The organism is Pseudomonas congelans, from assembly GCF_900103225.1.
Classification (GTDB): Bacteria; Pseudomonadota; Gammaproteobacteria; order Pseudomonadales; family Pseudomonadaceae; genus Aquipseudomonas; species Aquipseudomonas congelans.
Genome location: NZ_FNJH01000001.1, coordinates 615,233 through 638,878 on the forward strand (window position 1 = coordinate 615,233; position 23,646 = coordinate 638,878).

At 53.4% G+C, this 23,646-nt stretch carries 26 protein-coding genes; 11 read left to right on the forward strand and 15 right to left on the reverse strand.

The genetic code is table 11. The features are described 5' to 3' along the window. Nucleotides 1-13: 13 nt before the first annotated feature. From BLR20_RS02665 to BLR20_RS02675, 3 genes are read right to left on the reverse strand one after another with little or no spacing between them, the layout of a single operon-like run. Complete coding sequence (locus BLR20_RS02665; RefSeq protein WP_003348289.1) at nucleotides 14-808, reverse strand: ABC transporter permease; 795 nt, start codon at nucleotides 806-808, stop codon at nucleotides 14-16. A 3-nt stretch (nucleotides 809-811) separates the two neighbouring features. After that, nucleotides 812-1,684: an ABC transporter permease gene (locus BLR20_RS02670; RefSeq protein WP_003317898.1), complete on the reverse strand. Its 873-nt coding sequence runs from the start codon at nucleotides 1,682-1,684 to the stop codon at nucleotides 812-814. Beyond that, entirely contained in the window at nucleotides 1,681-2,709 is a 1,029-nt protein-coding gene (locus tag BLR20_RS02675; RefSeq protein WP_054992895.1) for an ABC transporter ATP-binding protein, read from the reverse strand. The genes BLR20_RS02670 and BLR20_RS02675 overlap by 4 nt, the downstream gene beginning before the upstream one ends. Before the next feature lie 241 nt (nucleotides 2,710-2,950). On the opposite strand from BLR20_RS02675, the gene BLR20_RS02680 reads away from it, so the two are divergent. Next, nucleotides 2,951-3,790 (forward strand): IclR family transcriptional regulator, encoded by an 840-nt coding sequence (locus BLR20_RS02680; RefSeq protein WP_010432634.1) that lies wholly within the window; start codon nucleotides 2,951-2,953, stop codon nucleotides 3,788-3,790. 45 nt (nucleotides 3,791-3,835) lie between these two features. Here the strand turns inward: BLR20_RS02680 and BLR20_RS02685 are convergent, their stop codons facing one another. The 5 genes from BLR20_RS02685 to BLR20_RS02705 all read right to left on the reverse strand — a co-directional run bounded on the left by BLR20_RS02685 (nucleotide 3,836) and on the right by BLR20_RS02705 (nucleotide 6,758). After that, on the reverse strand, nucleotides 3,836-4,798 hold the full coding sequence (locus tag BLR20_RS02685) for a class I SAM-dependent methyltransferase (RefSeq protein WP_054992894.1): 963 nt from the start codon (nucleotides 4,796-4,798) through the stop codon (nucleotides 3,836-3,838). A 65-nt stretch (nucleotides 4,799-4,863) separates the two neighbouring features. Next, a complete protein-coding gene (locus BLR20_RS02690) occupies nucleotides 4,864-5,568 on the reverse strand; it encodes a YoaK family protein (RefSeq protein ID WP_010432628.1) in 705 nt (234 codons plus the stop codon). A gap of 56 nt (nucleotides 5,569-5,624) precedes the next feature. Next, a complete protein-coding gene (locus BLR20_RS02695) occupies nucleotides 5,625-5,852 on the reverse strand; it encodes a hypothetical protein (RefSeq protein WP_003317903.1) in 228 nt (75 codons plus the stop codon). Nucleotides 5,853-5,981: 129 nt separating this feature from the next. Continuing rightward, nucleotides 5,982-6,323: an FKBP-type peptidyl-prolyl cis-trans isomerase gene (locus BLR20_RS02700; RefSeq protein WP_010432624.1), complete on the reverse strand. Its 342-nt coding sequence runs from the start codon at nucleotides 6,321-6,323 to the stop codon at nucleotides 5,982-5,984. Nucleotides 6,324-6,476: 153 nt separating this feature from the next. Further along, nucleotides 6,477-6,758 (reverse strand): hypothetical protein, encoded by a 282-nt coding sequence (locus tag BLR20_RS02705; RefSeq protein ID WP_002553776.1) that lies wholly within the window; start codon nucleotides 6,756-6,758, stop codon nucleotides 6,477-6,479. A 643-nt stretch (nucleotides 6,759-7,401) separates the two neighbouring features. Between BLR20_RS02705 and BLR20_RS02710 the strand changes: the two genes are divergently transcribed. Then, nucleotides 7,402-8,970, forward strand: a complete 1,569-nt coding sequence (locus BLR20_RS02710; RefSeq protein WP_003367323.1) for a TerC family protein — start codon at nucleotides 7,402-7,404, stop codon at nucleotides 8,968-8,970. A gap of 70 nt (nucleotides 8,971-9,040) precedes the next feature. Here the strand turns inward: BLR20_RS02710 and BLR20_RS02715 are convergent, their stop codons facing one another. Beyond that, nucleotides 9,041-9,616 (reverse strand): GNAT family N-acetyltransferase, encoded by a 576-nt coding sequence (locus BLR20_RS02715; protein WP_054992893.1) that lies wholly within the window; start codon nucleotides 9,614-9,616, stop codon nucleotides 9,041-9,043. 416 nt (nucleotides 9,617-10,032) lie between these two features. On the opposite strand from BLR20_RS02715, the gene BLR20_RS27950 reads away from it, so the two are divergent. Both BLR20_RS27950 and BLR20_RS26785 read left to right on the forward strand, forming a co-directional pair. Further along, nucleotides 10,033-11,370 (forward strand): ATP-binding protein, encoded by a 1,338-nt coding sequence (locus BLR20_RS27950; protein ID WP_192871900.1) that lies wholly within the window; start codon nucleotides 10,033-10,035, stop codon nucleotides 11,368-11,370. After that, on the forward strand, nucleotides 11,370-12,092 hold the full coding sequence (locus tag BLR20_RS26785; protein WP_143009968.1) for an HNH endonuclease: 723 nt from the start codon (nucleotides 11,370-11,372) through the stop codon (nucleotides 12,090-12,092). Before BLR20_RS27950 ends, BLR20_RS26785 begins: the two co-directional genes overlap by 1 nt. A 265-nt stretch (nucleotides 12,093-12,357) precedes the next feature. On the opposite strand, the gene BLR20_RS02725 is transcribed toward BLR20_RS26785, so the two are convergent. After that, on the reverse strand, nucleotides 12,358-13,371 hold the full coding sequence (locus tag BLR20_RS02725; RefSeq protein ID WP_054992892.1) for a YiiX/YebB-like N1pC/P60 family cysteine hydrolase: 1,014 nt from the start codon (nucleotides 13,369-13,371) through the stop codon (nucleotides 12,358-12,360). A 555-nt stretch (nucleotides 13,372-13,926) separates the two neighbouring features. Here BLR20_RS02725 and BLR20_RS02730 point away from each other — a divergent pair. From BLR20_RS02730 to BLR20_RS02750, 5 genes are all read left to right on the forward strand, one after another. Beyond that, the gene (locus BLR20_RS02730) at nucleotides 13,927-15,768 is read left to right on the forward strand and encodes a type VI secretion system Vgr family protein (RefSeq protein WP_054992891.1); all 1,842 of its coding nucleotides are present in this window, start codon (nucleotides 13,927-13,929) and stop codon (nucleotides 15,766-15,768) included. Between the two features lie 35 nt (nucleotides 15,769-15,803). Further along, a complete protein-coding gene (locus BLR20_RS02735) occupies nucleotides 15,804-16,391 on the forward strand; it encodes a DcrB-related protein (protein ID WP_054992890.1) in 588 nt (195 codons plus the stop codon). Then, nucleotides 16,388-17,551 carry a PAAR domain-containing protein gene (locus BLR20_RS02740; protein WP_235809992.1) on the forward strand — a complete coding sequence of 388 codons (1,164 nt, stop codon included), beginning with the start codon at nucleotides 16,388-16,390 and terminating at the stop codon, nucleotides 17,549-17,551. The genes BLR20_RS02735 and BLR20_RS02740 overlap by 4 nt, the downstream gene beginning before the upstream one ends. A gap of 64 nt (nucleotides 17,552-17,615) precedes the next feature. Next, entirely contained in the window at nucleotides 17,616-18,197 is a 582-nt protein-coding gene (locus BLR20_RS02745) for an Imm5 family immunity protein (protein ID WP_054992889.1), read from the forward strand. A 107-nt stretch (nucleotides 18,198-18,304) separates the two neighbouring features. After that, nucleotides 18,305-18,763 carry a GNAT family N-acetyltransferase gene (locus BLR20_RS02750; protein WP_054992888.1) on the forward strand — a complete coding sequence of 153 codons (459 nt, stop codon included), beginning with the start codon at nucleotides 18,305-18,307 and terminating at the stop codon, nucleotides 18,761-18,763. A 171-nt stretch (nucleotides 18,764-18,934) separates the two neighbouring features. Here BLR20_RS02750 and BLR20_RS02755 read toward each other — a convergent pair whose 3' ends face one another. From BLR20_RS02755 to BLR20_RS02770, 4 genes are all read right to left on the reverse strand, one after another. Continuing rightward, on the reverse strand, nucleotides 18,935-19,393 hold the full coding sequence (locus BLR20_RS02755; protein ID WP_010429846.1) for a metallophosphoesterase family protein: 459 nt from the start codon (nucleotides 19,391-19,393) through the stop codon (nucleotides 18,935-18,937). 78 nt (nucleotides 19,394-19,471) lie between these two features. Continuing rightward, nucleotides 19,472-20,053: an ATP phosphoribosyltransferase regulatory subunit gene (locus BLR20_RS02760; RefSeq protein WP_054992887.1), complete on the reverse strand. Its 582-nt coding sequence runs from the start codon at nucleotides 20,051-20,053 to the stop codon at nucleotides 19,472-19,474. 289 nt (nucleotides 20,054-20,342) lie between these two features. Further along, nucleotides 20,343-20,846, reverse strand: a complete 504-nt coding sequence (locus tag BLR20_RS02765; RefSeq protein ID WP_054992920.1) for a GNAT family N-acetyltransferase — start codon at nucleotides 20,844-20,846, stop codon at nucleotides 20,343-20,345. Nucleotides 20,847-20,928: 82 nt separating this feature from the next. Next, nucleotides 20,929-21,378 carry a DUF7832 domain-containing protein gene (locus BLR20_RS02770; RefSeq protein ID WP_010429863.1) on the reverse strand — a complete coding sequence of 150 codons (450 nt, stop codon included), beginning with the start codon at nucleotides 21,376-21,378 and terminating at the stop codon, nucleotides 20,929-20,931. Nucleotides 21,379-21,701: 323 nt separating this feature from the next. Here BLR20_RS02770 and BLR20_RS02775 point away from each other — a divergent pair, with 323 nt between their 5' ends. Continuing rightward, entirely contained in the window at nucleotides 21,702-22,541 is an 840-nt protein-coding gene (locus tag BLR20_RS02775) for a TauD/TfdA dioxygenase family protein (protein ID WP_010429865.1), read from the forward strand. Between the two features lie 92 nt (nucleotides 22,542-22,633). After that, nucleotides 22,634-22,885 carry a hypothetical protein gene (locus BLR20_RS02780; protein ID WP_010429868.1) on the forward strand — a complete coding sequence of 84 codons (252 nt, stop codon included), beginning with the start codon at nucleotides 22,634-22,636 and terminating at the stop codon, nucleotides 22,883-22,885. Between the two features lie 7 nt (nucleotides 22,886-22,892). On the opposite strand, the gene BLR20_RS02785 is transcribed toward BLR20_RS02780, so the two are convergent. Continuing rightward, a complete protein-coding gene (locus BLR20_RS02785) occupies nucleotides 22,893-23,399 on the reverse strand; it encodes a GAF domain-containing protein (RefSeq protein ID WP_003318374.1) in 507 nt (168 codons plus the stop codon). Nucleotides 23,400-23,646: the final 247 nt, after the last annotated feature.

Sequence of the window (23,646 nt, forward strand, 5' to 3'; positions counted from 1 at the left end):
TGAAAGCTCCGGGTTAGTGTTTGCCGACCAGCACGCGATCCAGCCCATAGACCCGGTCGAGCAGGATCATGGTGGCGGCGGTGAGGGCGATGACCAGTGCCGACACGGCGGCCATCATCGGGTCGATGGATTCGGTGGCGTAGACATACATGCGCACCGGCAGGGTCTGGGTCGCGGGCGAGGTAACGAAGATCGACAGCGTGACTTCATCGAAGCTGTTGATGAACGCCAGCAGCCAGCCGCCCGCCACGCCGGGCAGGATCATTGGCAGGGTGATCTGCCGAAACAGCGTGAAGCGGTCGGCCCCCAGTGACTCGGCGGCGTGTTCGGCGCTGCGGTCGATGCCGATCGCCGCTGCCAGTACCAGGCGCAGCACATAGGGCGTGATGACCAGCACATGGGCGAAGATCAGCCAGGTGAAGCTGCCGTTCACGCCCATCAGCGCAAACAGGCGCAGCATCGCCACCCCCAACACCAGGTGCGGAATGATGATCGGCGACAGAAACAGAGCATTGAAAAAATTGCGACCGGGAAATGTATGACGCGTGATTGCCAGTGCGGCGGGTACCGCGATCAGCGTGGCCAGCGTCGCCGATACGAACGCCAGGATCAGGCTGTTGTAGAACGAATCGATAAAGTCGGCGCGCTCGAAGACTGCCTTGAACCAGCGCAGCGAAAAATGGGTGGTGGGCAGGCTCAGGGTGTTTTCCGGGGTGAACGCCACCAGGCACACCACGACCAGCGGGGCCATCATGAAAATCACTACCAGCGCATGAAACGAGAGGGCCAACGGACCGTTCTTGGACATGGATCATTCCCCCAGAGTTTTTTTGTAGCGGCCTTCGATCATGCGGTTCCAGGACAGCATGACCAGCAGGTTGACCAGCAGCAGCGCCACGGCAAGGGTCGCGCCCATCGGCCAGTTCAGCTCCGAGAGGTACTGGTCGTAGATCACCGTGGCGACCATCTTCAGGCGGCGCCCGCCGAGCAGGCCTGGAATGGCGAACGAACTGGCGGCCAGACCGAACACGATCAGCGACCCGGACAGCACGCCCGGCATGACTTGCGGCAGCACGATCAGGCGCATGACTTTCGCCTGGCTGGCGCCCAGCGACAGCGCGGCCTGTTCGGCGGTGGGGTCAAGCTTCTGCAGCGAGGTCCAGACCGGAATAATCATGAACGGCAACATGACGTGGACCAGCGCGATGACTACGGCAAACGGGGTGTACAGCAGTTTCACCGGGCGACCGCCCATGAACTGGATGACCTGATTGATCAGGCCGTCCGCGCCCAGCAGCAGGCTCCAGCCGAATGCCCGGACCACCACCGAGATCAGCAGCGGCGTGAGAATCAGGATCAGGAAGATCGAGCGCCACGGTGTGCCCATGCGGCTGAGAATGTAGGCTTCCGGCACGCCGATCAGCACGCACAGCAGGGTGACCAGCGCACTGATCCAGAAGGTGCGCAGGAAGATTTCATAGAAATACGAGTCGGTGACCACGGCCATGTAGTTGGCCAGCGTGTAGCTGTCGCTTTTCACCCCGACCTGATAGTCGAACACGTTGAACGACAGCACCAGGGTCAGACCCAGCGGCAACACCAGCAAGCCGATATATAACGCCAGCGCCGGCGCTGACAGCCAATAGCCGCGGCCGCCCTGACGCATTTCGCTCAGCAGGCTCATGCGCGCACCTCGTCGGCATCCAGCACGCGCAGCAATTCGGTGGGCCAGTCCATGTCGACCGCCGCGCCTTGTTCCAGCGGCGCCTGGCCGTCGTTACGGCGTACTACCGTCACTTCGCCAATGCCGGTCTGGATGCGATACAGCCACTGGCTGCCGAGGAAATAGCGCGTGACGATGCGCCCGGACAGTCGCCCGCAGCCAGGCGCCACCAGATCGATCTTTTCGGGACGCAGGCTGAGGGTCAGGCTGCCATCGCCCGACTCCTGACGAATTTGCGGGATGCCGCTGCTGTCCAGATCACCCTGCAACATGTTGGCCTTACCGACGAAGCCCGAGATGAAGCGTGTGCGCGGGTGTTCGTAAAGCTTGTAAGGCTCGTCGATCTGGGTGATACGACCGGCCTGCATCACCACCACCCGATCGCTGATCGACAGGGCTTCGGCCTGATCATGGGTGACCATCAGCGTGGTAATGCCGACTTCGTTCTGAATGCGGCGGATCTCGAACTGCATCTCTTCGCGCAGGTTGGCGTCCAGGTTGGACAGCGGCTCGTCGAGCAGCAGCACTGGCGGCTCGATTACCAACGCGCGGGCCAGTGCGACCCGCTGGCGCTGACCCCCGGACAGCTCGCGCGGGTAGCGCTCGGCATGCTGACCGAGACGCACCAGCTCCAGCACCCGGCTGACACGCGGGTGCAACTCGGCGGCAGGCACCTTGCGCATACGCAGGCCAAACGCAACGTTGTCGGCCACGGTCATGTGCGGAAACAGCGCATAGCTTTGAAACACTACGCCGAGGCCTCGGCTGCTGGGTTTGGCGTGGGTGATGTCGCGCCCGTCGAGCACAATGCGTCCGTCACTGACTTCAACGAAACCGGCGATCATTTGCAGGGTGGTGGTTTTGCCGCAGCCGGAAGGGCCGAGCAGTGAAACGAATTCGCCCTTGTCGACGGCCAGGTTGGTGGCAACGACCGCGTCAATGGAGCCGTAGCGTTTGGAGAGACCTTCGAGCTGCAGAAATGCCATGCCTGCTTCCACCTTTGTGCATGCGCGCCGAAGCACGCGTTTGTCATGGGCAGATGCGAAATGAAGTCATGCAGTTCTGTGGACGTTGGCGCTCGCTCTGAGTCGGCTACCGATGATTGTTCAAATCGCCCCTGTGGACTGAGAGTAGGGCGAAGGCTAGGATGGGCTCAACAAGGAATTTCACTGAATAACATCTTTCTTTGAATTAATTCTTTTAGTGGAAATATAAAGAGATATCGTCATGGATAATTCCACTGATCGGAATAACGCGAAAGCTGAGGTCGGTGTGGGAGCCGTTTCCCGGCTGTTCGCGGTGCTGCGCTGCCTGGGCGATTGTGATGAAGGCGGCGAGCGGGTCACGCAACTCGCCCAGCGTGTCGGGCTGTCGCAACCCACCACGCATCGCTTGCTGCGCAGCCTGATGGATGAGGGCATGGTCGAGCAGGATCTGCTCAGCAAGCGTTATCGGTTGAGCATCGAGTTCTTTGCCCTGGCCGCCAAGGCGGGCAATACCGGCAACCTGCGTGACGTGGTGCGCCCCAGTCTGTTGCGCCTGTCCGCCTCGCTGGGTGATTCGCTGTTTCTGCTGGCACGCAGCGGTTTCGATGCGATCTGCCTGGACCGCAGCGAAGGTCCGTACCCGATCCGCACGTTCACCGGCGACATCGGCGGGCGTGTTGCCCTGGGCGTGGGGCAGGGCAGCCTGGCGATTCTTGCGTTTCTGCCCGAGGACGAGCGGGAAACGGTCATTGCCTACAACCTGCCACGGCTCAAGGACTTTCACCTGTACGACGAGGTGTTTCTGCGTTCGGAGGTGGAAAACGTGCGTCGCCAGGGTTACGCCGGGCGCAACACCGGCGCGTTACCGGGCATGGCCGGGCTGGCAGTGCCGATACTGGACCGCAGCGGTCGTGCAGTGGCTGCGCTCAGCGTGGCGACCATATCCGACCGGCTGGGACCGGATCGCCTGACGACCGTGGTCGAACTGCTCAAGCGCGAAGCCACGGCCATCAGTGCCCGAATCAACCCGTTCGACCCGTCGCTGCGACGGCCCAGTCAGGTGTTCGGGCAGGTTGATTAAGCAGCATGCTTCTTCAGCTTCGAGGCGGCTGTCAGTCCTGGCTCGTTACGCCCAGCCGCTGCTGCTCAAGCCTTCTGCCTTGAACACCAGCGCCTTCAAGCCACCCTCAGCGCGAGCGTCGGGGAACTCCGGCGGGTTTTCCAGACGTTGTTCGAAGCGCAGGCAAGGTGCTTCGATTGCGGTGTGCTGAATCAGAAAGTCCGGTCCCAGCGCGGGGTCGTTCATGCACGCCAGCACCGAACCGTCCTCATCCAGCAACTCCGGCAGGCGACGCAGGACGCGCTGGTAGTCCTTGTCGAGCATGAAACTGCCTTTCTGGAAGGATGGCGGGTCAATGATGATCAGGTCATAAGGGCCGCAACGGGTGACCTTGGCCCAGGATTTGAACAGGTCATGGCCCAGAAAGGTCACGCGGCTGAGGTCCTGATCATTGAGGCGATGATTCTCGCGGCCGCGATTCAACGCAGCACGGGCCATGTCCAGATTCACGACGTGGTCGGCTCCACCGGCAAGGGCGGCGACCGAGAAGCCGCAGGTGTAGGCGAAGAGATTGAGGATGCGCTTGCCCTTGGCCTGAGCCTGCACCCATTCACGGCCGTAGCGCATGTCCAGAAACAGCCCGCTGTTCTGCTTTTTGCCGAAATCGACTTTGTAGCGCAGGCCGTTTTCGGTGATCACCCATTCATCCACGACCTCGCCGGTCAGCCATTGCGTGGTGCTCTGTGGCAGATAGCGGTGTTGCAGCAGCAGCGTGTGAGCCTGGCTCTGCTGCCACTGGGGCGTGTCGGTCAACGCGTGCAACAGCTGAGTCAATGCTGCCAGCTCGGACTCGAGAGGCTCCTTGAACACCGAGACCAGCACCACGCCCTGCATCCAGTCGACGGTGATGTGCTCCAGCCCCGGCCATACACGACCACGGCCGTGAAACAGGCGGCGGGTTTCATTCGGGACGTTGTTCAACGCGTCGATCAGGTGCTGTTGCAGAATCGCGAGTGCTTCAGGGGTCATGGCGCAGGTCGGTCAGGAAAAGCGGCGTATGGTAAACGTATTTCAGCAGATGGGCATCGCAGGGTTCAGCGTGGCATGTATTGACGTTGCCAGCGGTGCGGGATTTTCAGCGAAACCAGCCCCAGCAATGCTGATAGGCTGCCGCTGATCAGCAGGGCGTTGAGACCCAGGCGGTGCTCGAGTACCGCGCCTATCACGGCCCCGATGAACATACCGACCCAAGGGACCAGCTGCACGCGCCAGCCGTCTCGTCGTTCCCCCAGCATCCAGCGACCCAGGCCACGACCGAAACGCGACAGCGCGCCGGTCACGTAAGTCAGGCCGACCGGCAGCCCGTTGACCTGCTCAACGGCGGCGTTGAGCATGCCCATTGCCAGAATGGCCCAGATCAGCGCGAGCATGTTGCTTTCCAGTGGCCATGCGGCAGCCGCACAGAGCAGCGTGGCGATGCCCAGCAGCAAGGGTAGGGCGCGCCGCCCGCCAAGGCGCGCAACCACTACGCCCAGCGCGTTGCCGGCAATGAAAGCCAGGATTGCGAGGGTCAGACGCACCGTCACGCTCAGGTCGCCATCACTGATGGCGACTGCGAGCCGGGTGGTGTTGCCACTCATGAACGAAACGAAATCGCCGGTTGCCATGAAGCCGATGGCGTCGGTCATGCCGGCCAGAACAGACAGGCTTGCAACCAGGCCCATGCCGACCCGGCCACGCCATTTCTGCATGTGCAGGTGCCTGGGGCTGACGCTGGAAGTGGCGGGCTGTGGCAGCATCGAAGGCGCCTCTGGCGCGAAGAACGCGCGACTGAACTCTACTCGGGTGCAGCGATTTACAGCGGCTTGGCGCGCACGATCCGCTTGGCCTTGACCTCATCAGCATAGGCTTTGAGCTGGTCGGCATCGCTATAAAGACGGTTGACCATCTGCAGCACTGCGGTGACATCCACATCGTTCATTTGTGAGGCGAGTTTGAGAATTTCTTCCGCCGTGTTTTCCAGGTTGGTTGCTGTCCCTTTCAGGTGTCGCTTCAGCTCCTGAGTCGACTTATTGAGCGCCATACGTGTTCCTGTGCCAAGACCTTGAATTCCATACCCGGAGCATGGCTTTTTCTGCGATAACAAGCAATCAGGCTTATACCTGTGCGTCAGGGTATCGGCCGATTCAGGCTGATCTGCAAGGCAAGGTGCTCAATCGTCGCGGGTCAGCACTTCCAGCAGTTCTATTTCGAATGTCAGGTCGGCACCGGGCTTGATGTGTGCGCCCATGCTTCTGTCGCCGTACGCCAGATGGGCGGGGACGAACAATTGACGCTTGCCGCCGACTTTCATGCCCATCAGGCCCTGATCCCAGCCCTTGATGACACGTCCTGTGCCGATCACGCACTGAAACGGCTTGCCGCGCTGGTGAGAGGAATCGAACACGGTGCCGTCTTCCAGGGTCCCGGTGTACTGCGTGGTGATCAGCGCACCCTTTACCACTGCCTTGCCCTCGCCGGGGTGCAGGTCGGTAATCTGTAATTCTTTGCTCATTGCGATGCTTCCGGTTGCTGAGCGCTCTGTCATTGGCGCGAGCGGGCTTTCTCGCAGAAAAGCCGCTTCATGACAAGCCGCCTCATGGCAAACCGGTGGAAACGAAAACGGAGGAAGCTTTCGCTTCCCCCGTTCAGTCGAACCCGGTGCCTGTCAGAGATTCTGCGAGCTGACCACCATGGCCTGCGCGATATTCTCTTTCTGCTCCTGAGTGAAGCCGTCCCAGATATTGGTCTTGGCGTAGTAGCCCAGGCCCGCCAGACAATAAAGGCTGAGGGTCAGAACGATGACGATCGAAACAAAGGTCCAGCGGCCTTCGTCATCGTTTTCACGGGTGAAGCTGCGCGAATAGTTGTCCTCTGCGCTACGGAAGAACAGCGCGGACGACAGACGCTTGAGCCACTGGAACAAATGAACAACAACGATGCGCAACATGGGTAAATCACCTCAAAGGTTAAGAAAACGGGTTGCCGGGATGCCCTCAGGGGCATCGGATGCAAAAGCTGAAAACGAAAAAAGCCCGTCTATGACGGGCTTTCTTTTTATGATTCTGTTCAGGCGAGCAGTGAAGGGCGACGTGAAACGGATCGCGAGAGGCACTGCGCATGCATGACGTTATGGAAACATTTTAAAACAAATGAATGGGCGCATCTACCCGCGCCATTCTGTTGTCAGACAACTGGTAGTGCCTGGAGGTGTGACAAAACGTCGCTCTGCGTTTATTTGCCGAGCAGTAAGGAGTCTGATCATTGGTCAAGTCTTGTAATACTTTGCCATCGTACGAAACATCTATGGGTATTGTAGGATCAACGCCCGTATTAATTTTCAGGACTGTATGAATACCCTTCAGGAGCCTCCGAGTTGTCCTCCCATCGCTGATGGCTGGCCGGCGATTTCACCGTTGCCTAGCAGACCGCTTCATTCGCACGTATCTCTACTTGACCTCTTGCACTGCATGGATTCCGGCAGACCCTCGCGTCCTGACGCTGCAACGCCATGCCTGACGTTCAGCCATGGCGTCTGGTCTACAGTGACCAATACCAACCCCTGCCATTTTTATCGTGAGGCTGCATAAACCATGGAATGGATCGCTGATCCCACGGCATGGCTTGGCCTGCTGACCCTTATCGTGCTGGAACTGGTGCTGGGCATCGACAACCTGGTGTTCATCGCCATCCTGGCGGACAAACTGCCTCCTGAACAACGTGACAAGGCGCGCGTCATCGGCCTGTCGCTGGCGTTGATCATGCGCCTTGGCCTGCTGGCGAGCATCTCGTGGATGGTGACCCTGACCGAGCCGTTGTTCGAGGTGTTCGGCAAGACGTTCTCCGGTCGCGACCTGATCATGCTGTTTGGTGGTGTGTTCCTGCTGTTCAAGGCCACCATGGAACTGCACGAGCGGCTGGAAGGCCATGTCGCCCAGCGCGCCGGTAATGCGGGCTACGCGCTGTTCTGGCCTATCGTTGCGCAGATTGTCGTACTGGACGCGGTGTTCTCGCTGGATGCGGTGATTACCGCCGTCGGTATGGTCGAGCACCTGTCGGTGATGATGATCGCGGTGATCTTCTCCATCGGCCTGATGATGATTGCCAGCAAGCCGCTGACCAAATTCGTCAACAGCCGCCCGACGGTGATCATGCTGTGTCTGGGCTTCCTGATGATGATCGGTTTCAGCCTGACTGCCGAAGGCCTGGGGTTCCATATTCCCAAGGGCTATCTGTATGCGGCCATCGGCTTCTCGATCCTCATTGAAGTGTTCAACCAGATCGCCCGCAAGCGCAGCAAGAAGTCGGCCCATGGTCACCTGCCGCGCCGCGAGCGAGCAGCACACGCGGTGATGCGCCTGTTGGGCGGTCGCAAGCTGGAGTCTGGTGACGTCGATGAGGAAATCACCGACATGCTGGATGGTGAAAGCAGCGAACCGGTGTTCGACCGTCGTGAGCGCGTGATGATCAGCGGCGTACTGCAGCTGGCAGAGCGGCCGATTCGCACGGTGATGACGCCGAGGGCGGAAGTCGACTGTATCGACCTGAACGACAGCGCCGAGAAGATCCGTCTGAAACTGATGCACTCGTCCTACTCGCGTCTGCCGCTGATTGGCGAGCGCGGTATCGATGAGCCGCTGGGCTTCGTGCACAAGAAAGAGTTGTTCAAGGAGTTGTTATCCGGCAACGAGCCCGACTTGAAGCTGATGTCGCGCAAGGCAATCAACCTGCTGGAAAGCTTCACCATCCTCAATGCCCTGGAACAGATGCGCAAGGAATCGACGCACATCGCCTTTGTGGTCAACGAGTTTGGTGACTTCATCGGCGTGTTGAGCATGACCGACATTCTCGAGTCCATCGCCGGCCAACTGCCTGACGCCAGCGAAGTGGAAGGCCCGGACATCGTCGAGCAGGGTGAGGACTTCGTGGTATCGGGTGCCTTGAACCTGAGCCTGATTCGCGAGCGCACCGGCTTCCAGGCCAAGGCGACCGAGGATTATCAGACCCTGGCCGGACTGGTCATGAGCCTGCTGGATCGCCTGCCGTCTACCGGCGACAGCCTCAGCTGGCAGGGCTGGAACCTGCACGTCGTCGGCGTGGAAGAGCGCCGCGTGACTCGGGTGTTGCTGCAGAAACAGCCCGACATGGGTTCTGGCAAATAAGCACCGAGCTGTAATGCAACACGGGGCCTGCTCATGGTGAGCAGGCCCCGTTTTCATGCGCGCGTCATGCTTATTTTCGACGCGGACGCGACACCACGGATTCGATATTCTTGCGGCCGATCAGTTTGGGCTGCGCAGGCTCTTTGGCCACCGGCTCATCAGCCAGCCACTTGAACATCACCAGACAATCCACCAAGCCCAATCGGGCGTGACGATAAGCCTTGGGCAACCGCCCGACCGTCTCGAAACCCAGCTTGCTCCACAACCCGACCGCCACCTCATTGCTGGCGACCACCGAATTGAACTGCATCGCCAGGAACCCGCTGTCGCGCGCCAGTTGCTGCGAGTGCTCACACATCAACCGCGCCACACCGCGCCCCCGCGCCGCGTCCGTCACCATATAGCCACAGTTGCAGACATGATTACCCGGGCCTGCCGCATTGGCCTTCAGGTAATAACTGCCCAACAGCTGGCCATCTTCCTCGGCAATCAACGTGTGCAATGGCGCCGTCATCCACAGATCGCGGCCATGCTCTTGAGTGAGGGCAGGGTCGTAGGCATAGGTTTCCTGAGCGATGACGACAGCCTGAAAGGTGGGCCAGAAGCGCTCGAAATCTTCCGGTGTCATGGGGCGGATCTGGATCATGGTGAGGCCTTGGTGAGTTCGAGACTAAATTATCGGTGATTTATAAAATGTGACGATTCTATCACCTCGCTCGCTTAGTCGGGCATGCAGCGCCGTTAAGCCTCCAATGAACGGCGATGAGTTGAAAGATGATGCTATGACCAACGCGCTCCCTCCCCTCAGGTAAACGCTCCATAGCTTTTATTTTTCCTGGACTGCTAAAAGTCTATGCGACTGAATGCTTTATTTGTACGCTCCATGTGGTTTTCTTCTAAGAGGAAATCTGGCATATTTGGTATCTGGTCGAAAGCTAAAGTAATATAATTATTAAAAGAGCTTGTATGTTAAGAATAGTTTTTGTGGGTGAGAGTGGCGGGTAACTAGTTTCATTTTATGAATATATAAATATATATTTATTACTACAAGGATAAGTAGAAATGCCTTTTGTACACAAATTGAGCTTTAGTGATTGGAGTGGCAGATTAAAAGAGGTGGTTTTTTCGTCGCCTCAAGATTCTTTAAAGGAGAAAGGATTTCACACAACTATAATTACCGGGCAAAATGGATCTCATAAGAGTACTATATTAAAAGAGCTTGTTTCAGCGATTGTATTAATTGATGGGGAAGCTAAAATTCAATATGGTGCGCACTCTAATTTCTCTCCCCATGTGATTTGTGTCTCGGGTTCTGTCGCGGACCGGTTTCCACTCAAGGAAAAGCCTGGTGGAGGGAGTACCGAGTTTGATGTGCCGGATTATGTGTATTTAGGGCAGCGAGTTGGTCCAAATCTACTCAGTAAAAAAAGACCTTTAGAAACTCTTCTGATTTCTGCACTTGATAATAGAAAAGGAGATAGATATAAATGGGGCTTTTTCAGGAAGGCTCATCAGTTTGCCGGAATAAAGATGTCAGTAAAGTTTGAGCTAGCTATAGAGCGCGCTTTTTCAGAAGATAGTTTTCACTTAAGGGATGCGATAGTTGAAAGAACTATTGGGAGAGGCAGTGAGCGTGGCGCGCCTATGCGTCGTTTATCTCCAAGCACAGCTAAGTGGCTGTTGAATGAATTTTCGGATAGGGATTTCGAGGATTTTGAAAGGTTTCTTGATAATGGGCGAAAAAGAGTAACGGTTTTACTCAGCGACAATGGTGCTATCTGTGAGTCGATTCCTATTGCAATGCTCCGATTAGGGCTGCTTGCTGATGTAGTTGGCCTCAAGGATGTGTTGGTTAGATCAAGTATAAATAATTCAGAGTTCTCTATATATGAATTGAGCTCTGGAGAATACCATATGTACTCCAGTATTCTTGGAGTGGGATTTGGCGTAGAGGACTCTTCTATAGTATTAATAGATGAGCCCGAAAATAGTTTGCATCCGCAATGGCAACAAGATTTTATGAGTGCTGTTTTTGATATAGGATCGCAGGGGTTGGCGCTGGGGCATATTATAATATGTACACATTCCCCATTAATAGTAGGTGCAGCGCCAGAAGGCGCTACAATAATTGATTTGAAAAATGAAGTTGCGCCTTCAGAGTCCTCCACTTTTGGCGGATCTTCAGATGAAATATTATTGTCGCAGTTTGGTTTAGCGTCTAGTCGTAACCGTGTCGTTGTTGACATCATACAGCGCGCTGTTTCCCTTGTTGAACGGGGGGATTTTGGTGGCGAGGAGTTTGATTTAATGAAGCCAGTATTAGCTTCGTTGAGAGAGAAAATGAGGCCTCATGATCCTATTATGCAAATATTAGATGCACTGTTAGAGGAAGCTGAATAATGAATATTGGTTACGATAGAATTGCGCCTTCACCTAGCTATCCCATAGGGACTACGAAGTTGGATTATCTAGGCTTTGAGTGGGGTGATCAGCATAATATTATTAAGGACTTTAAAAGTGAGCTGAAAAAAAGTTTGAGAGAGGCGCAGAGAGGTAGATGCGCTTATTGTCGAAGAACTCTGTATGATGATATTTCAACTCATATGGAGCATTTTGTAGAGAAAAGACAGTACGTTAGCTATACGTTTGAGATTCTAAATATTTCGCTCTCTTGCGGCACCTGCAATACTCAAAAAAATGCTTACCATAGCTCCTTCAATAGCATGCTTAAGAAAAGAGCTGAACGTCACAAAAAAGCTCCTATTACTCGTTGCCCTACTTTATCACGCGAAATTGCCAGTGGTAATCCTTTTCCAAATACCGCTGATCAGTATCGATGGGTACACCCCCATTTCGATCTCTATTCAGAAAATATTACAATCGACAAAGGATGGATATTTGTAGGCTCAAGTATCAAGGGGGCTCGTACTATTTCAGGTCTTAAGCTAAATGCGTTGGCGGCGATTGAAAAGAGAGCTCTTGACGAGCGTTTAAGTATGAGAGGAGGTTTGCTTTCAACACTGGTTTGCGCACTTTCGGAAATGAGTCATCATCGTGCTGACGAAATTGCCGGCGTGGTTGTTAAAGTATTACGTCGTCGACGTGCCTCTGTTTTACGTTAGCGATGTTAGAGTCAGGCTTGAATGGTATTTAATATCTCCTATCATATTTTCGAGTTTATGATGAGGTGGTAGGGGATAAATATACATTTTAAGCCCTTTTGGAAAAAGTAAATGTGAATTAATGGGTTTGCCTAAAATCATTTCAGGTTGCTACTTCGCGTCTTTTAGATGTCTCGCGCTCAAATACGTTATTGAAATACCTCTTTGTTGAGCTTTGGATTGTTGAAATAAACTTTAGATGCGTTGCGTCTTATGGCGTGAAGAGCTACTCATAATCTTTGTTGCTATAGAGATTAATTAGAGCTACAGCGCTATTTATTCGATTTTGATGCCCGTTGCTGAGATTTATATATAATGTCTTAAGTAGGGAAAATGTTTTTAAGTTAGTATTGATCTCTAACTCTTGATACGTGTGCATGTGTGTGCTCCAGTGTTTGAAATCGCCGTCTGCATCGTGTTGTAGAGTTTCGTTGCAGTAAGATAATATCCTGGGCTTGGTCTCCGTATTGGAATTTTTATAAAGCGCTATCATTTTTTCGGGGCTATATCTCCAAGGGAATCTAGTAGGATCGGTTTTCCAAAAATCAAGATATCCAGAGGTGTGTAGCGCACTAGAGAATCTTAAATCTAGTTCGGGACTTTTGATTAATGCATTATTTATGTCGTTCACGACCCTGATAGTTGGGTCAATTTTTCTTAATTCGACCATAAGTTTTGATGTGATTGCTCTGAATACTATAGTTGTGTCCCCTTGACGTTCGAGAGCCTTTATGTCCTCGGTAGTTACTGGCAGCGTCGCGTTTTCTATCAAATGAACTAATGATGATTTTTGAATTTGTGCCGGTGTGCAAGCATCTGCATTTTTAGTGAACATGATCCCTTCCATTGCATATGCTCTAGAAATAAGTCTAGAGCAATATTGTTTGCCGTTTCCTTTTGCGTTTGGAAGTATTACAGCGTTCAAGGCACCGCTCAACGTATAAGGCGCGCCATTTTCACCTCTGACGTAATTAATTATATTTTGCATTCGGTCTTGCGGTATCTCTTCTTTTAAACGATAAGCGTAAATAGCACAGCTGTCATCATAGAACATTTTATCAATATTTCTGGCTTGGACACCCTCTAATGTCGAGTCCATAACTGAGCTGTTGGCAACATAAATCATTGCGTGAGAAATATCACTTCTTGTAAAGTATTTAATTGCTTTGCTTTGAAGGTGGGTTGACGTAGATAAAATTATGTCGCCTTTTTTTAATTTGGTTTTGTCAATTTTTAACATTTTCTAATTCCATTATTTTGTTTCAGGTTTGCATAAATAATTGAGAAGATGCTTCTCGTGCTCGAGTCCCGTTTTTTTTGGTGAAGAATACCCAACTTAACCTCTTGTTCTCAGTCAACTGATTATAGGCTCACCTCAACCAGCGCCACCGGCAGTTTTACACGCCTCTTTCGATACTGCTCGGTCTAATACAGCGTGTCGCCGCGCCAATCGATGAGGAGGGCAGTGTTGGTATGCGATAACACCCCTTTGCACGTTAACATCAAAAAGGCTTGGAATGCCCGTAATGTCGGGCCACCCCCATTATAGTTCGCCATAGCTAATGGCACGTTTGTTTCTTTGTGGCTTTTGTGTAGAGGTCCTGACAATGTCGACCCTGTCTGTAGTTCGGATCCTACGATTTTTTCAGATTTCTCCCGCTAAGGTTGTCGGCCGCTGGCCTCCTATCAATGTTCAGAATGATTGACACTGTTGCATCAGACCGGATCTGTTCATCGGGTTGCGACTTTATCCGTTGATCGCGACACCGCCTCTCGCTTTTTCAAGGATATTCAAATGTTGATGGACCTCGCAGCAATGTTTTCGCCACAAAATCGGCGTCTGTTCAAATTTAGAAATCTTGCCAATCCTAAGCAGGACCTGTTGCTGGAGTCTTTCAGCGGGACGGAAGAGCTCTCCTACGCCTATAGCTTCGAGCTAGCGCTGCTATGCCAAGATTCTGGGATCAAGCTTAAGTCGATGATGGGGCAACACTCAGTTATTGAGATCGAGCTGGCCGATGGATCTGCACGTCATGTCGCCGGCTACATCACGCGCTTTGCCAGTATTGGCAGCGATGGCGGTATCGCTCGCTACACCGCAACGCTGAACCCTTGGTTTTCAATGCTTGAAAACCGTATCGATAGCAGAATATTTCAGGACAAGACCGTAGAAGAGGTCGTTGCCCAGGTTTTTGCGTCGTGCTCTGCCTATTCGCGCCATGAGTTTCGCCTCAGCAAACCGGCAAAGTGCTATGGCTACATCACTCAGTATCGAGAGTCAGACTTTAACTTTGTCCAGCGCTTACTCGAACAGGAAGGAATGTTCTATTACTTTGAACATACCTCAGAAGATCACACGATGATCATCTGCGATGACTCTACAAGGCTGGAGGCGTTGCTCAAGCAACCAAAGATTCGCTTCCATACCGCGTCAGTTACTGAGACCGCTGACTCAATAACTGACTGGCAGAGTAATCGTCAGCTACAGGCCTCCAGAATATCAGTCCAGACTTTTGACTATTCTCAGCCGCGCAATCGTCTTCCTGTGACAATTAATAGTATGAATATGCAGGGCGATGTAGAAAACTTTGAGATTTACGATTATCCAGGTCAATTTAGTCATAGTACCTATGACGAAGGTGGGGCTTTATTGCGCTTGAGAGTCGAGGCGCTTGAACTCAGAGGTAAAATCTTTCAAGGCTCAAGTAACTGCCGCGTTATGCAGCCTGGCTACACATTTGAACTGTTGCAACATTATAATCACGATTATGGTCCAGCAGAAGATAGGCAATTTCTGCTCATGAGCGTCCGCAGTGAAGGTCATAATAATTACTCAAATGGTCAGCCAGCGAGCTATTTCAATACATTTTCTTGCGTAAGAAGAAAAATTGTTTTTCGCCCTCAATCCGTCACGCCAAGGCCAACTATTTCCGGACCACAGACAGCCATAGTCGTGGGGGCACCGGGAGAAGAGATATTCACCGATCGTCTCGGCCGAATAAAAGTCCAGTTCCACTGGGATCGAGAGGGGAATCAAGACGATAAGAGCTCTTGCTGGGTCCGTGTGGCTCAGTCCGGTGCAAGCAGCGGTTTCGGCAGCATTCAGATTCCTCGGGTTGACGATGAGGTAGTTGTAGTCTTCCTTGATGGAAATCCGGATAGGCCTTTGGTCATGGGAAGCCTATATAACAACCGTAACATACCGCCTTGGTCTTTGCCGGAAAACAAGACGCAAAGCGGATTCCTTACACGTTCAATCAAAGGCCGGGCCTCTAACGCTAATTTTTTTCGCTTCGAGGATAAACCGGGGGCCGAGCAAGTTAGTCTGCATGCTGAGCGCAATTTGGATACTGATGTTGAAGTAGACGAAAGACACACTGTTGGAGGTGATCGGGTAATCACGGTTAGAGGAAAGCACTCAGAAACTATAAAGTTAGAGACAAGTATAGCCGTTGAGGAAGGATCGTACTTTGTTACTGTAGACAAAGGAGAAGTGAAAATAAAGTCTGCTGAGTCGATTACTCTTGAAGTGGGGACTAGTAAATTGGTAATGAACAAGGATGGGGCGATTACCCTCTCGGGCATCACGGTGAACGTGGAAGGCAAGACGAAAATCAATCTCAATAAAGACAATTGAATTTATAAATTAGCTGCCGGACAAGGGATGGCCTAATGCAAAGAAAAAGTATGTACGACCGTATCTCCGAAGCGCGTATTCGTGAGCAGCAGCGTTTGGAGGAGGAGCGTTTGGCGCAAGCGATTATTGATGCTATTCCTGTGCCTGAACGGTTTCATACAAATGAGCTAAGTTTTATTCGTCCTCAGGGTTTTAAAGACAAGACATTTCATGTGTTTACGCTTACAGACATTGGGGCCAGCCCGCTATCTGTGGTGATAGGGCGCACGCCTGTTGAAGGTGATAAAGAATTGGAATACTTATCTCAGCTGCTAATAGCTGATTTAAAAAAAGCGCTTTCGCATCTGGAGTGGATCGAACCTCTTGTTCCCGTGGAAATCGCGGGAGTAGAGGGAAGGCGTGCTGAGTTCAGGTGGAGGCAGCAAGGAACTCCTGTTCATCAGGTTCAATTTATTTTTCTGCATCACGATGAACAACAACATCCAGTTCTTATTCAGGTAACCGGGACTAGTAACGATCCAGGCGGTATGAATATTGAAGAAAAGACCGCCTTTTATCTGTTGGTAGACACTCTGAAGTTGCGTCTTTATCCTGGTTTGGATCAGGCGGTAGATCGGGCATGAGCGGCGCAGCTCGCGTTAATGATCCAATTGAGCATACGGGCTCACTGACAGGACTGCTTGCTGGGCTTGCGATTGGCGCAATTGGTGCGGCGCTGGTTGTGGGGACAGGTGGCTTGGCTGCTGTTGCTATAGTAGGTGCGTCTGCTGCGACCGGGGCTGGTGTAGGCCAGCTGATCGGAAGCCTATCGTTTTGCAATCACCAAACTGGCCAAATTGTAAGTGGCTCGAGTAATGTTTATATCAATGGTGAGCCTGCGGCCAGAGCTCACGCTGATCAGGCAAAATGCGATGAGCATAGTTCCAGGCCGCAAGTTATCGCTCAAGGTAGTAGCAATGTCTACATTAATGGCCATCCTGCTGCCCGAGTCGGAGATCGCACTGCATGTGATGCCAAGATTGTAGTTGGCTCGAGTAACGTATTTATTGGGGGAGGAACTGAGACTACTGATCCTATCAATCCCGAAGTTCCTGAGTTGTTAGAGAGAGGTATATTGCTCGTTGGTCTGGCTAGTGCTTTTGTCCTCGCAAGCCCTGTCATTGTGATCGCTGGTCTAGTCGGAGGTGTTGCTGGAGGCACTGTCGGAAGTTTGGGCGGTGCGCAGTTATTTGGTGAGGGGAGCGACGGACAAAAATTAATGGCATTCAGCGGTGCTTTATTAGGCGGCGGTCTGGGTGCAAAAGGAGGCAAATGGTTTGACACTCGCTATGACATAAAAGTACAAGGTGTGGGGTCGAATTTTGGCAATTTGAAGATCACTCCGAAAGGGGCTGTAAAGGTCTCAAATATTGCGGAGTCCGAAGCTGCACTTGGTCGTGCATCACAGGCCAGAACTGATCTTCCGCAAAGTAAAGAGTTGAAGGTAAAAACTGTCTCATCCAATGATAAGAAAACATTAAGCGGTTGGGGTAATAAAAAGCCCGAAGGTTATGAGAGGATTTCTGCGGAGCAGGTCAAGGCTAAGTCTGAAGAAATTGGGCATGAGGTGAAGTCACACCCATACGACAGAGATTACAAAGGACAGTACTTTTCATCTCATGCAGAGAAACAAATGTCAATCGCAAGTCCAAATCATCCTTTGGGTGTTTCGAAGCCTATGTGTACTGATTGTCAGGGCTACTTTTCTCAGTGGCTAAGTATAGTAAGGTTGAGCAGACAGTAGCAGATCCTAAAGCGATACGTATTTTTAAGACCGATGGTTCTGTTGAGATAATTATGAGGTCGGAATGAATAACAAAAGTAAAGTGTTGATTGAAAAGCTTCTTCTTGAGGTTGCGAAGTCGCCAGAAGGTGAATTGATACTTCCTCTCAGAAAACTTTTGTGGAATACCATTACTGAAGATGAGGCAGCGGCAAATAAGAAAATTATTCTGACTGCTTTAGATGTGATGTGTGTTAGACAGGGTGTAAATTTTTGGATAAAGAAATTCGGAGATAATGAGCCGGTAAATTACATTCTGAATGTCGCTCTTGAAACTGCTGAGGGAAAATTTGATGAGGCGAAAGCACTTGGTCTTAGGGATGAATTCTATGTTTCAATAGTTGAAGATCAAGAGTACGCGGCAGAAGAGTATCCAGCAATGTTTGTTGGGCATGCTGCTGCTAATACAATTGCAACAGCTGTTGATGATTTTCAATTTGAGCCATACGACCATCGTACGGATCGCGACTTGGATCCCGAAGGATTCGAATCTAGCTACCTTGTTGCGTCAGCCTTTGCAGGCGGATTATCTGAGGATGGTGATCCAAAATTACGTCGTACTTTTTGGGAATGGTATTTGTCTATTGCTGTGCCGCAAGTTGTGTGAGGTCATTAATTAATGCTCGGGCTCTGCACCCTCAACCTCTGCATGCTGCGTATGGATATGAAGGTTTGATGGCGCTGACCAACGATTGAAATCCTGAAGGACTGAACATGCTCAACCTGGATTGGCTCAGCAACCACATGCACCACAGCGATACAATGGCGCTGTGGCTTCATCAGCAGTTCGATTACGAGTTTGCATCGCAATCACTCGCTGACTGGCAACTGGACTTTTCTCAAGGACAGGCAAATGGTCATTGGAAGTGCCTGATTGCCATGAAGGATGGTGAGTTGCTGGGCGGTGCCGCGCTGGCCAGCGACGATCTGGCTGAACGTCCGGATCTGGGGCCTTGGCTGGCGTGTGTTCTGGTAAAACCGGAAGTGCGAGGCAGGGGCGTTGCAGGGCAGTTGATCGACGGCATTTGTAGTCATGCAAGGTCTGTCGGTATCACCACGTTGTATCTGCATACCCATGATCAGCACAGCTTCTACGCCAAGCGCGGTTGGCGGGTATTGGAGCGTCTTGAGGCGTGGGGCAAGGAGCATTATCTGATGGTGCAGGATCTTTAGAGGTCTTGTGTTGCATCGGCACTTGGGTCGCTTACCGGTACAGGGATGAGTCTTGCGTTCAGGGTAACGCGGAGCGTCACGAACTGCATTCCCACGCGGAGCGCGGGGACGATAATCATTGCTCGAAACTCTGTTTTCTTGCTGAAGAAATACTCAGCGTTAGTCCGGTTGTCAGTCGACCAACTGCACCAGACTCGGCTCAATGGCATCCGGACTCACCTCAAGCAGCGCTAGGGTCACCGGCAGTTTGAAACGCCGCCGCCCGGCGCTGCCCGGATTCAGATACAGCGTGTCGCCGCGCCAGTCGATGAGGGGTTTGTGTGAATGGCCGGTAACGACCAGTTTCACGCTGTCATCCAATAGCGCTGGAACGTCGGCGATGTCGTGCACCAGCAGGACTTGCCAGCCTTCGATGTCGAAGCGCAGATGATCGGCAATGTGTGTTGCCCAGTCTGCATCCATGTCGTTGTTGCCGCGCACGATGTGCAGCGGGGCGATGGCGGTCAGTTGCTCGACGATGTCCTGGCTGCCGATGTCACCGGCATGGATGATCTGTGCGCAGCCCTGTAGCGCAGCGATGGCTTCAGGACGGAGCAGTCCGTGGGTGTCGGAAATCACACCAACTTTCATACGGGGGCCTCGGGTCGGGGGCAGGATAGAAGCGCAGTGTAACGCGTTGCGCTTCTACGGCCAGTTACAGGATGGGCGTTATTGGCCGGACCCAAGCGCCAATACCAGCCGCTCCAGTCCGATGCCAAACCCGGCACCCTCTCGATAGGCGCCGCCGCCGACCACTTGTTGCTGCGCACCCAGGCGCGAACAACGTACCTCGAAGCCGTTGCCTTCCAAGTAGTAGCTCAGGCCCCGTTTCACGGCGGTATTGAGTTCATAGTCCAGGCCCAGCGAATCCAGAAAGCCCGTGCAGATGGCCTGGCTGCGCAGCAACGCTTGCTGCGGCGAAGGGCCGAGGATTTCAAGCCCAAGTTGGGTGAATTCGCGGTAGCGCCCGGCTTGCGGGCGCTCGTAGCGATAACAGCGTGCCACGTAGAAAAACAGCGCTTCACGTCGCCCCTCAAGCAGCGCTTCGCTGCGCTCCTGAAACAGCGCCGTGGCTTCGGGTATCAGGCAACAGGGGCGTCCGGCCTTGTCCTCGAAGGCCCACATCTGGCCGATGATTTCGCTGCCGCCGGCTTTTTCGATAAAGGTGTCCTGACCCCATAAGGCCGGCACTATCGCTTCCTCAGCTCCGGCTTCGATGAAGATAGCTCCGGAAACGGTTTTCTGTGTCACGCAGGGTTGCGGCTTCTGTTCCGGTCACGATGCGGGTTCCGCGTAGCATGGTCATGGGGGATGATCTCCAGTTTTTTCAGGCAATAAAAAAGGCGCCATGGGCGCCTTGGTCGGTTTCACTGATGGGTCAGAATGTGGATCTATATCTGGCCAATCGATGAGCACAAGCAACCGCAGCACCTTGAAGCGGGCTGTGGTGGTGATGTCGGTTGCTTTGGGGGAATTGATTCATGGCTGATCCTTGCATGCTTTGACGCATCGCTCAAGTAGCGGTGTTGACGGACACGGTTTATCTGAGCCGCGCCATGCTCAAGGCATCGACGAACAGGCCATCGCGCACCGCGTAGTTGCGCAGCCGGCCTTCTGTTTCGAACCCGAATTTTCGATACAGACCCTGAGCTGCTTCGTTGTCGACATACACGGTCAATTCCACTCGGTGCAGGTTCATCCAGTTGTCTGCGACGTCCAGTGCTGTTGCCAGCAACTTCGAGCCGACGCCTTTGCTCTGCCAGGCCGACGCCACGCCCATGCCGATAGCGCCGACATGGCTTTGCCGACTGCGCGAATACTGCTCCAGGCCAATGCTGCCAATCACCTCGTTACCGTTGAGCGCGACCAGTTTCACGTGTCGCTCGGTACTGGCAGCCAGGCGTTTGCGCCAGACTTCGATGGACTGATAAGGCATCTGCAGCACCTGACGGCACACCGCAGGCTCGTTATAGAGTGCAGTGACACCTTCGAGGTGAATGTCGGCCATACGCTGGATGAGGATTTGCGGGGCAGGGGCGTGCACGTTGATTCGTTCCTTGAATTGCATATTGGCGGTCGGGCTGAAGGGCCATGATTGTGGCGTAGCTGTCGCCACGTCATACGGATCAGACAATATATTCGGGTTTGCCCATCGCTTGCCATTCTGCAAAACGGGCATCTATGAACGGGGACAGTTTGTCGTAATTGGCCCAGGTGTCTTCAACGCTGTAGATCGCATCCTGGGTGACACCAAAGGCGAGCACGTAATCGTCCACATAGCGGCTGTCGTTGTTAAGTCCCTCGTAATAGGCTATTGCAAACGCATTGCCTACGGCGTTGAACTCCTGGTCGGTAAGCTTTTCGTCGAGCATTGATATAACGAAGGCACCGCCCGTAAGCTCGCGTTTTTCCAGCGCATTCAGCTCGCTTTCTGCATCATCGAGCAGCTCTTCACTGGCCAGTTCGTTCAGCAGCATCCAGGCCAGAAACATACCAATGTGCGTTGCTCCGGCGGCGTGTGGAAGGTCGCTGGGAAAGTTGCCGTTATAGTGCCATGAGGCGTCGTCGTATTTCATTTATGCTCCGGTTGAGGCACGCCCGTATCAATTTTCAGACGTTCGTTCTAGGCACTTTGGCAGCGGATTATCCTCGCCGCAAGCGGGCGGTATTGAGCAACTCATCGCTAAACCCTCGCCGGGAGTTGCAATTTCGTCGCCAGACTCCTGCCTGAGCACTCAGATGCTGCGATACCACCAGTGAACAACTGTTGCTTGCGTTCCTCCTGCACGATCACTTGGACAATTACCTGCAGTCCCGTTAAAGCGTCTTGCGCCCCACGCTATTGCTTCCATTTCTTCATAAGTGTACCGTTGTGTTCACTTATGAAGAGGGTCGCACCATGTTAGCCACTTCGCGCATTCAACTGTCACAGGAGCCCATCAAGCCAGGTATCGGCACGCGTATTTTCAACAGCAAGCAGGAATTGCTGTCGGGTCGATTCGCTGGAGAGATTCGGGAGCTGCTGGAGCAGCGAGGGGTGCTGGTGTTTCCGCAGATTCATTTTTCAGATGCAGAACAGATTGCCTTCACCCGCACGCTGGGTACGTTCTGCCCTGAGCCGGGCGATGGGCAAAACATCACCCGAATCAGCCTTGATGTGAAAGAGAATCCCGCAGGTGCGGAGTTTCTCAAGGGGTCGCTCTACTGGCATATCGACGGTACGAGCAGCGATTCTCCCATTCTGGCTTCGCTGTTGTCCTGCAAGGTGCCCGCCAGTTGGGGAGGCAACACGGGTTTCTGTAACACTTACGCGGCGTATGAGGAGTTATCGAGCGCTGACCGACAACATTACGACAGCCTGCGCGTCATTCATGCGCCATGGGCATCGTTACTCTATTACAATCCCGAGCCTGGCCTTGCGATGCTCGAGGCCATGCAGGCTATCGGCGAGAAGGAGTTGCCGCTGGTCTGGAAGCACCGAACCGGTCGCAAGTCGCTGATTCTGGGCTGTACTGCGCAGCAAGTCGTTGGCGTCAGCCTGGCGCAAAGTGCGCGGATTCTGGTCGGTCTTCGCGAGTGGGCCACGTCCGAGGCGTTCAGTTACAGCCATGCGTGGCAGGTCGGTGATCTGGTGATATGGGACAACACAGGCACCCTGCACCGGGCGGAAGCGTATGACCCCGAGTGCGGGCGGATGATGCACCGCACCAAGTTGCAGGGCGAAGAATCCTTCGCCTGATGCGCCAACCGCGAGAGCAGGGCGACGCTCTGGCTTTTATACTGAGTGGCTCATCGTGAGCCGAATCGTTTTGCCGGATTGGAGAAACGAGAATGTGCAGACCCAAAGAACCCATTGCGGGTATTTTTCTATTGTTGGTCCTGGCCGCTGGCGGTTGGGTGGCTCAGGAGCCATTTCCTCATTTCGGGATTGATCTGCCTGTCGAAGCCTTGCTGGACGGTGATCACCCGGCTACACCTGCGCTGCCCCGACATCGTATGCAACTCGACGAAGGCCAGTTCAGCAGCGCTTTGCTTGAGTCGATGCCCTTGTACGCGCTGGCAGAGCCGCCCGGCAGCCCGTGAGCTCGGGTCAGCTACCTTCGTTGATGTTGGCGAAGAAAATGCACCCGATCAATCGGGCGAACAGGGTCAGGGTTTCCGCCAGATCGGGGTCGTCAAACAGCGTCGTTCTGGAGTCCAGAGCGCACAACGCACCATATAGCTGGCCGTCGGGAAGGTAGATCGGCACGCCAGCATAGCTTTCGATGGCGTAGCGCTTCACAACTGGCAGGTTCGCATACCGGCCGTTCGTGCTGATCTGCGGCACGAACAGTGCCTGGGGATTGGTACAAAACTCGTTACAGAGCGTGGTCTCGAGTTCGAACACATCGCCGTCGTCCATACCAAGGTCAGTGGGGTCATAGACAGAACAGGCGATCCAGTCTGCGTCGGTAAATTTGGCGATACCAGCGAAGCGCATGCCTGTCAGGCGAGTGACAAGTCGCAGCACATTGGTCGTGGCCTCGATCTCGGCAATCGCAGCGCGCTCCTCGATGGTCAACAAGCTGCTTTTTGAGGCGATCAATTCCAGACTCATGCACTTCTCCAGAATACCCAGGTGTGGGTAACGGCCCATGCTAACTGACTGGAATGAAAATGCCATCGGGGTTGGTCGCGCCTGCGAGGATTTATTTTCAAGCGAAATATTGACGCCAGTTTTAAAGTTTGAAGCCTCGCTGCCGACATCTGTGGATTGTATAGCTAGCTGGCAAGGACAGGCCTCTTGTACTCCACTGATGACCAACGAAAGAGCGACTCCCTGTGATAAACACTCTGCGCAATAT

Coding starts and splice junctions, on each gene's coding strand:
- BLR20_RS02665 (WP_003348289.1), bottom strand. CDS start 808: ATGTCCAAGAACGGTCCGTTGGCCCTCTCGTTTCATGCGCTGGTAGTG.
- BLR20_RS02670 (WP_003317898.1), bottom strand. CDS start 1,684: ATGAGCCTGCTGAGCGAAATGCGTCAGGGCGGCCGCGGCTATTGGCTG.
- BLR20_RS02675 (WP_054992895.1), bottom strand. CDS start 2,709: ATGGCATTTCTGCAGCTCGAAGGTCTCTCCAAACGCTACGGCTCCATT.
- BLR20_RS02680 (WP_010432634.1), top strand. CDS start 2,951: ATGGATAATTCCACTGATCGGAATAACGCGAAAGCTGAGGTCGGTGTG.
- BLR20_RS02685 (WP_054992894.1), bottom strand. CDS start 4,798: ATGACCCCTGAAGCACTCGCGATTCTGCAACAGCACCTGATCGACGCG.
- BLR20_RS02690 (WP_010432628.1), bottom strand. CDS start 5,568: ATGCTGCCACAGCCCGCCACTTCCAGCGTCAGCCCCAGGCACCTGCAC.
- BLR20_RS02695 (WP_003317903.1), bottom strand. CDS start 5,852: ATGGCGCTCAATAAGTCGACTCAGGAGCTGAAGCGACACCTGAAAGGG.
- BLR20_RS02700 (WP_010432624.1), bottom strand. CDS start 6,323: ATGAGCAAAGAATTACAGATTACCGACCTGCACCCCGGCGAGGGCAAG.
- BLR20_RS02705 (WP_002553776.1), bottom strand. CDS start 6,758: ATGTTGCGCATCGTTGTTGTTCATTTGTTCCAGTGGCTCAAGCGTCTG.
- BLR20_RS02710 (WP_003367323.1), top strand. CDS start 7,402: ATGGAATGGATCGCTGATCCCACGGCATGGCTTGGCCTGCTGACCCTT.
- BLR20_RS02715 (WP_054992893.1), bottom strand. CDS start 9,616: ATGATCCAGATCCGCCCCATGACACCGGAAGATTTCGAGCGCTTCTGG.
- BLR20_RS27950 (WP_192871900.1), top strand. CDS start 10,033: ATGCCTTTTGTACACAAATTGAGCTTTAGTGATTGGAGTGGCAGATTA.
- BLR20_RS26785 (WP_143009968.1), top strand. CDS start 11,370: ATGAATATTGGTTACGATAGAATTGCGCCTTCACCTAGCTATCCCATA.
- BLR20_RS02725 (WP_054992892.1), bottom strand. CDS start 13,371: ATGTTAAAAATTGACAAAACCAAATTAAAAAAAGGCGACATAATTTTA.
- BLR20_RS02730 (WP_054992891.1), top strand. CDS start 13,927: ATGTTGATGGACCTCGCAGCAATGTTTTCGCCACAAAATCGGCGTCTG.
- BLR20_RS02735 (WP_054992890.1), top strand. CDS start 15,804: ATGCAAAGAAAAAGTATGTACGACCGTATCTCCGAAGCGCGTATTCGT.
- BLR20_RS02740 (WP_235809992.1), top strand. CDS start 16,388: ATGAGCGGCGCAGCTCGCGTTAATGATCCAATTGAGCATACGGGCTCA.
- BLR20_RS02745 (WP_054992889.1), top strand. CDS start 17,616: ATGAATAACAAAAGTAAAGTGTTGATTGAAAAGCTTCTTCTTGAGGTT.
- BLR20_RS02750 (WP_054992888.1), top strand. CDS start 18,305: ATGCTCAACCTGGATTGGCTCAGCAACCACATGCACCACAGCGATACA.
- BLR20_RS02755 (WP_010429846.1), bottom strand. CDS start 19,393: ATGAAAGTTGGTGTGATTTCCGACACCCACGGACTGCTCCGTCCTGAA.
- BLR20_RS02770 (WP_010429863.1), bottom strand. CDS start 21,378: ATGAAATACGACGACGCCTCATGGCACTATAACGGCAACTTTCCCAGC.
- BLR20_RS02775 (WP_010429865.1), top strand. CDS start 21,702: ATGTTAGCCACTTCGCGCATTCAACTGTCACAGGAGCCCATCAAGCCA.
- BLR20_RS02780 (WP_010429868.1), top strand. CDS start 22,634: ATGTGCAGACCCAAAGAACCCATTGCGGGTATTTTTCTATTGTTGGTC.
- BLR20_RS02785 (WP_003318374.1), bottom strand. CDS start 23,399: ATGAGTCTGGAATTGATCGCCTCAAAAAGCAGCTTGTTGACCATCGAG.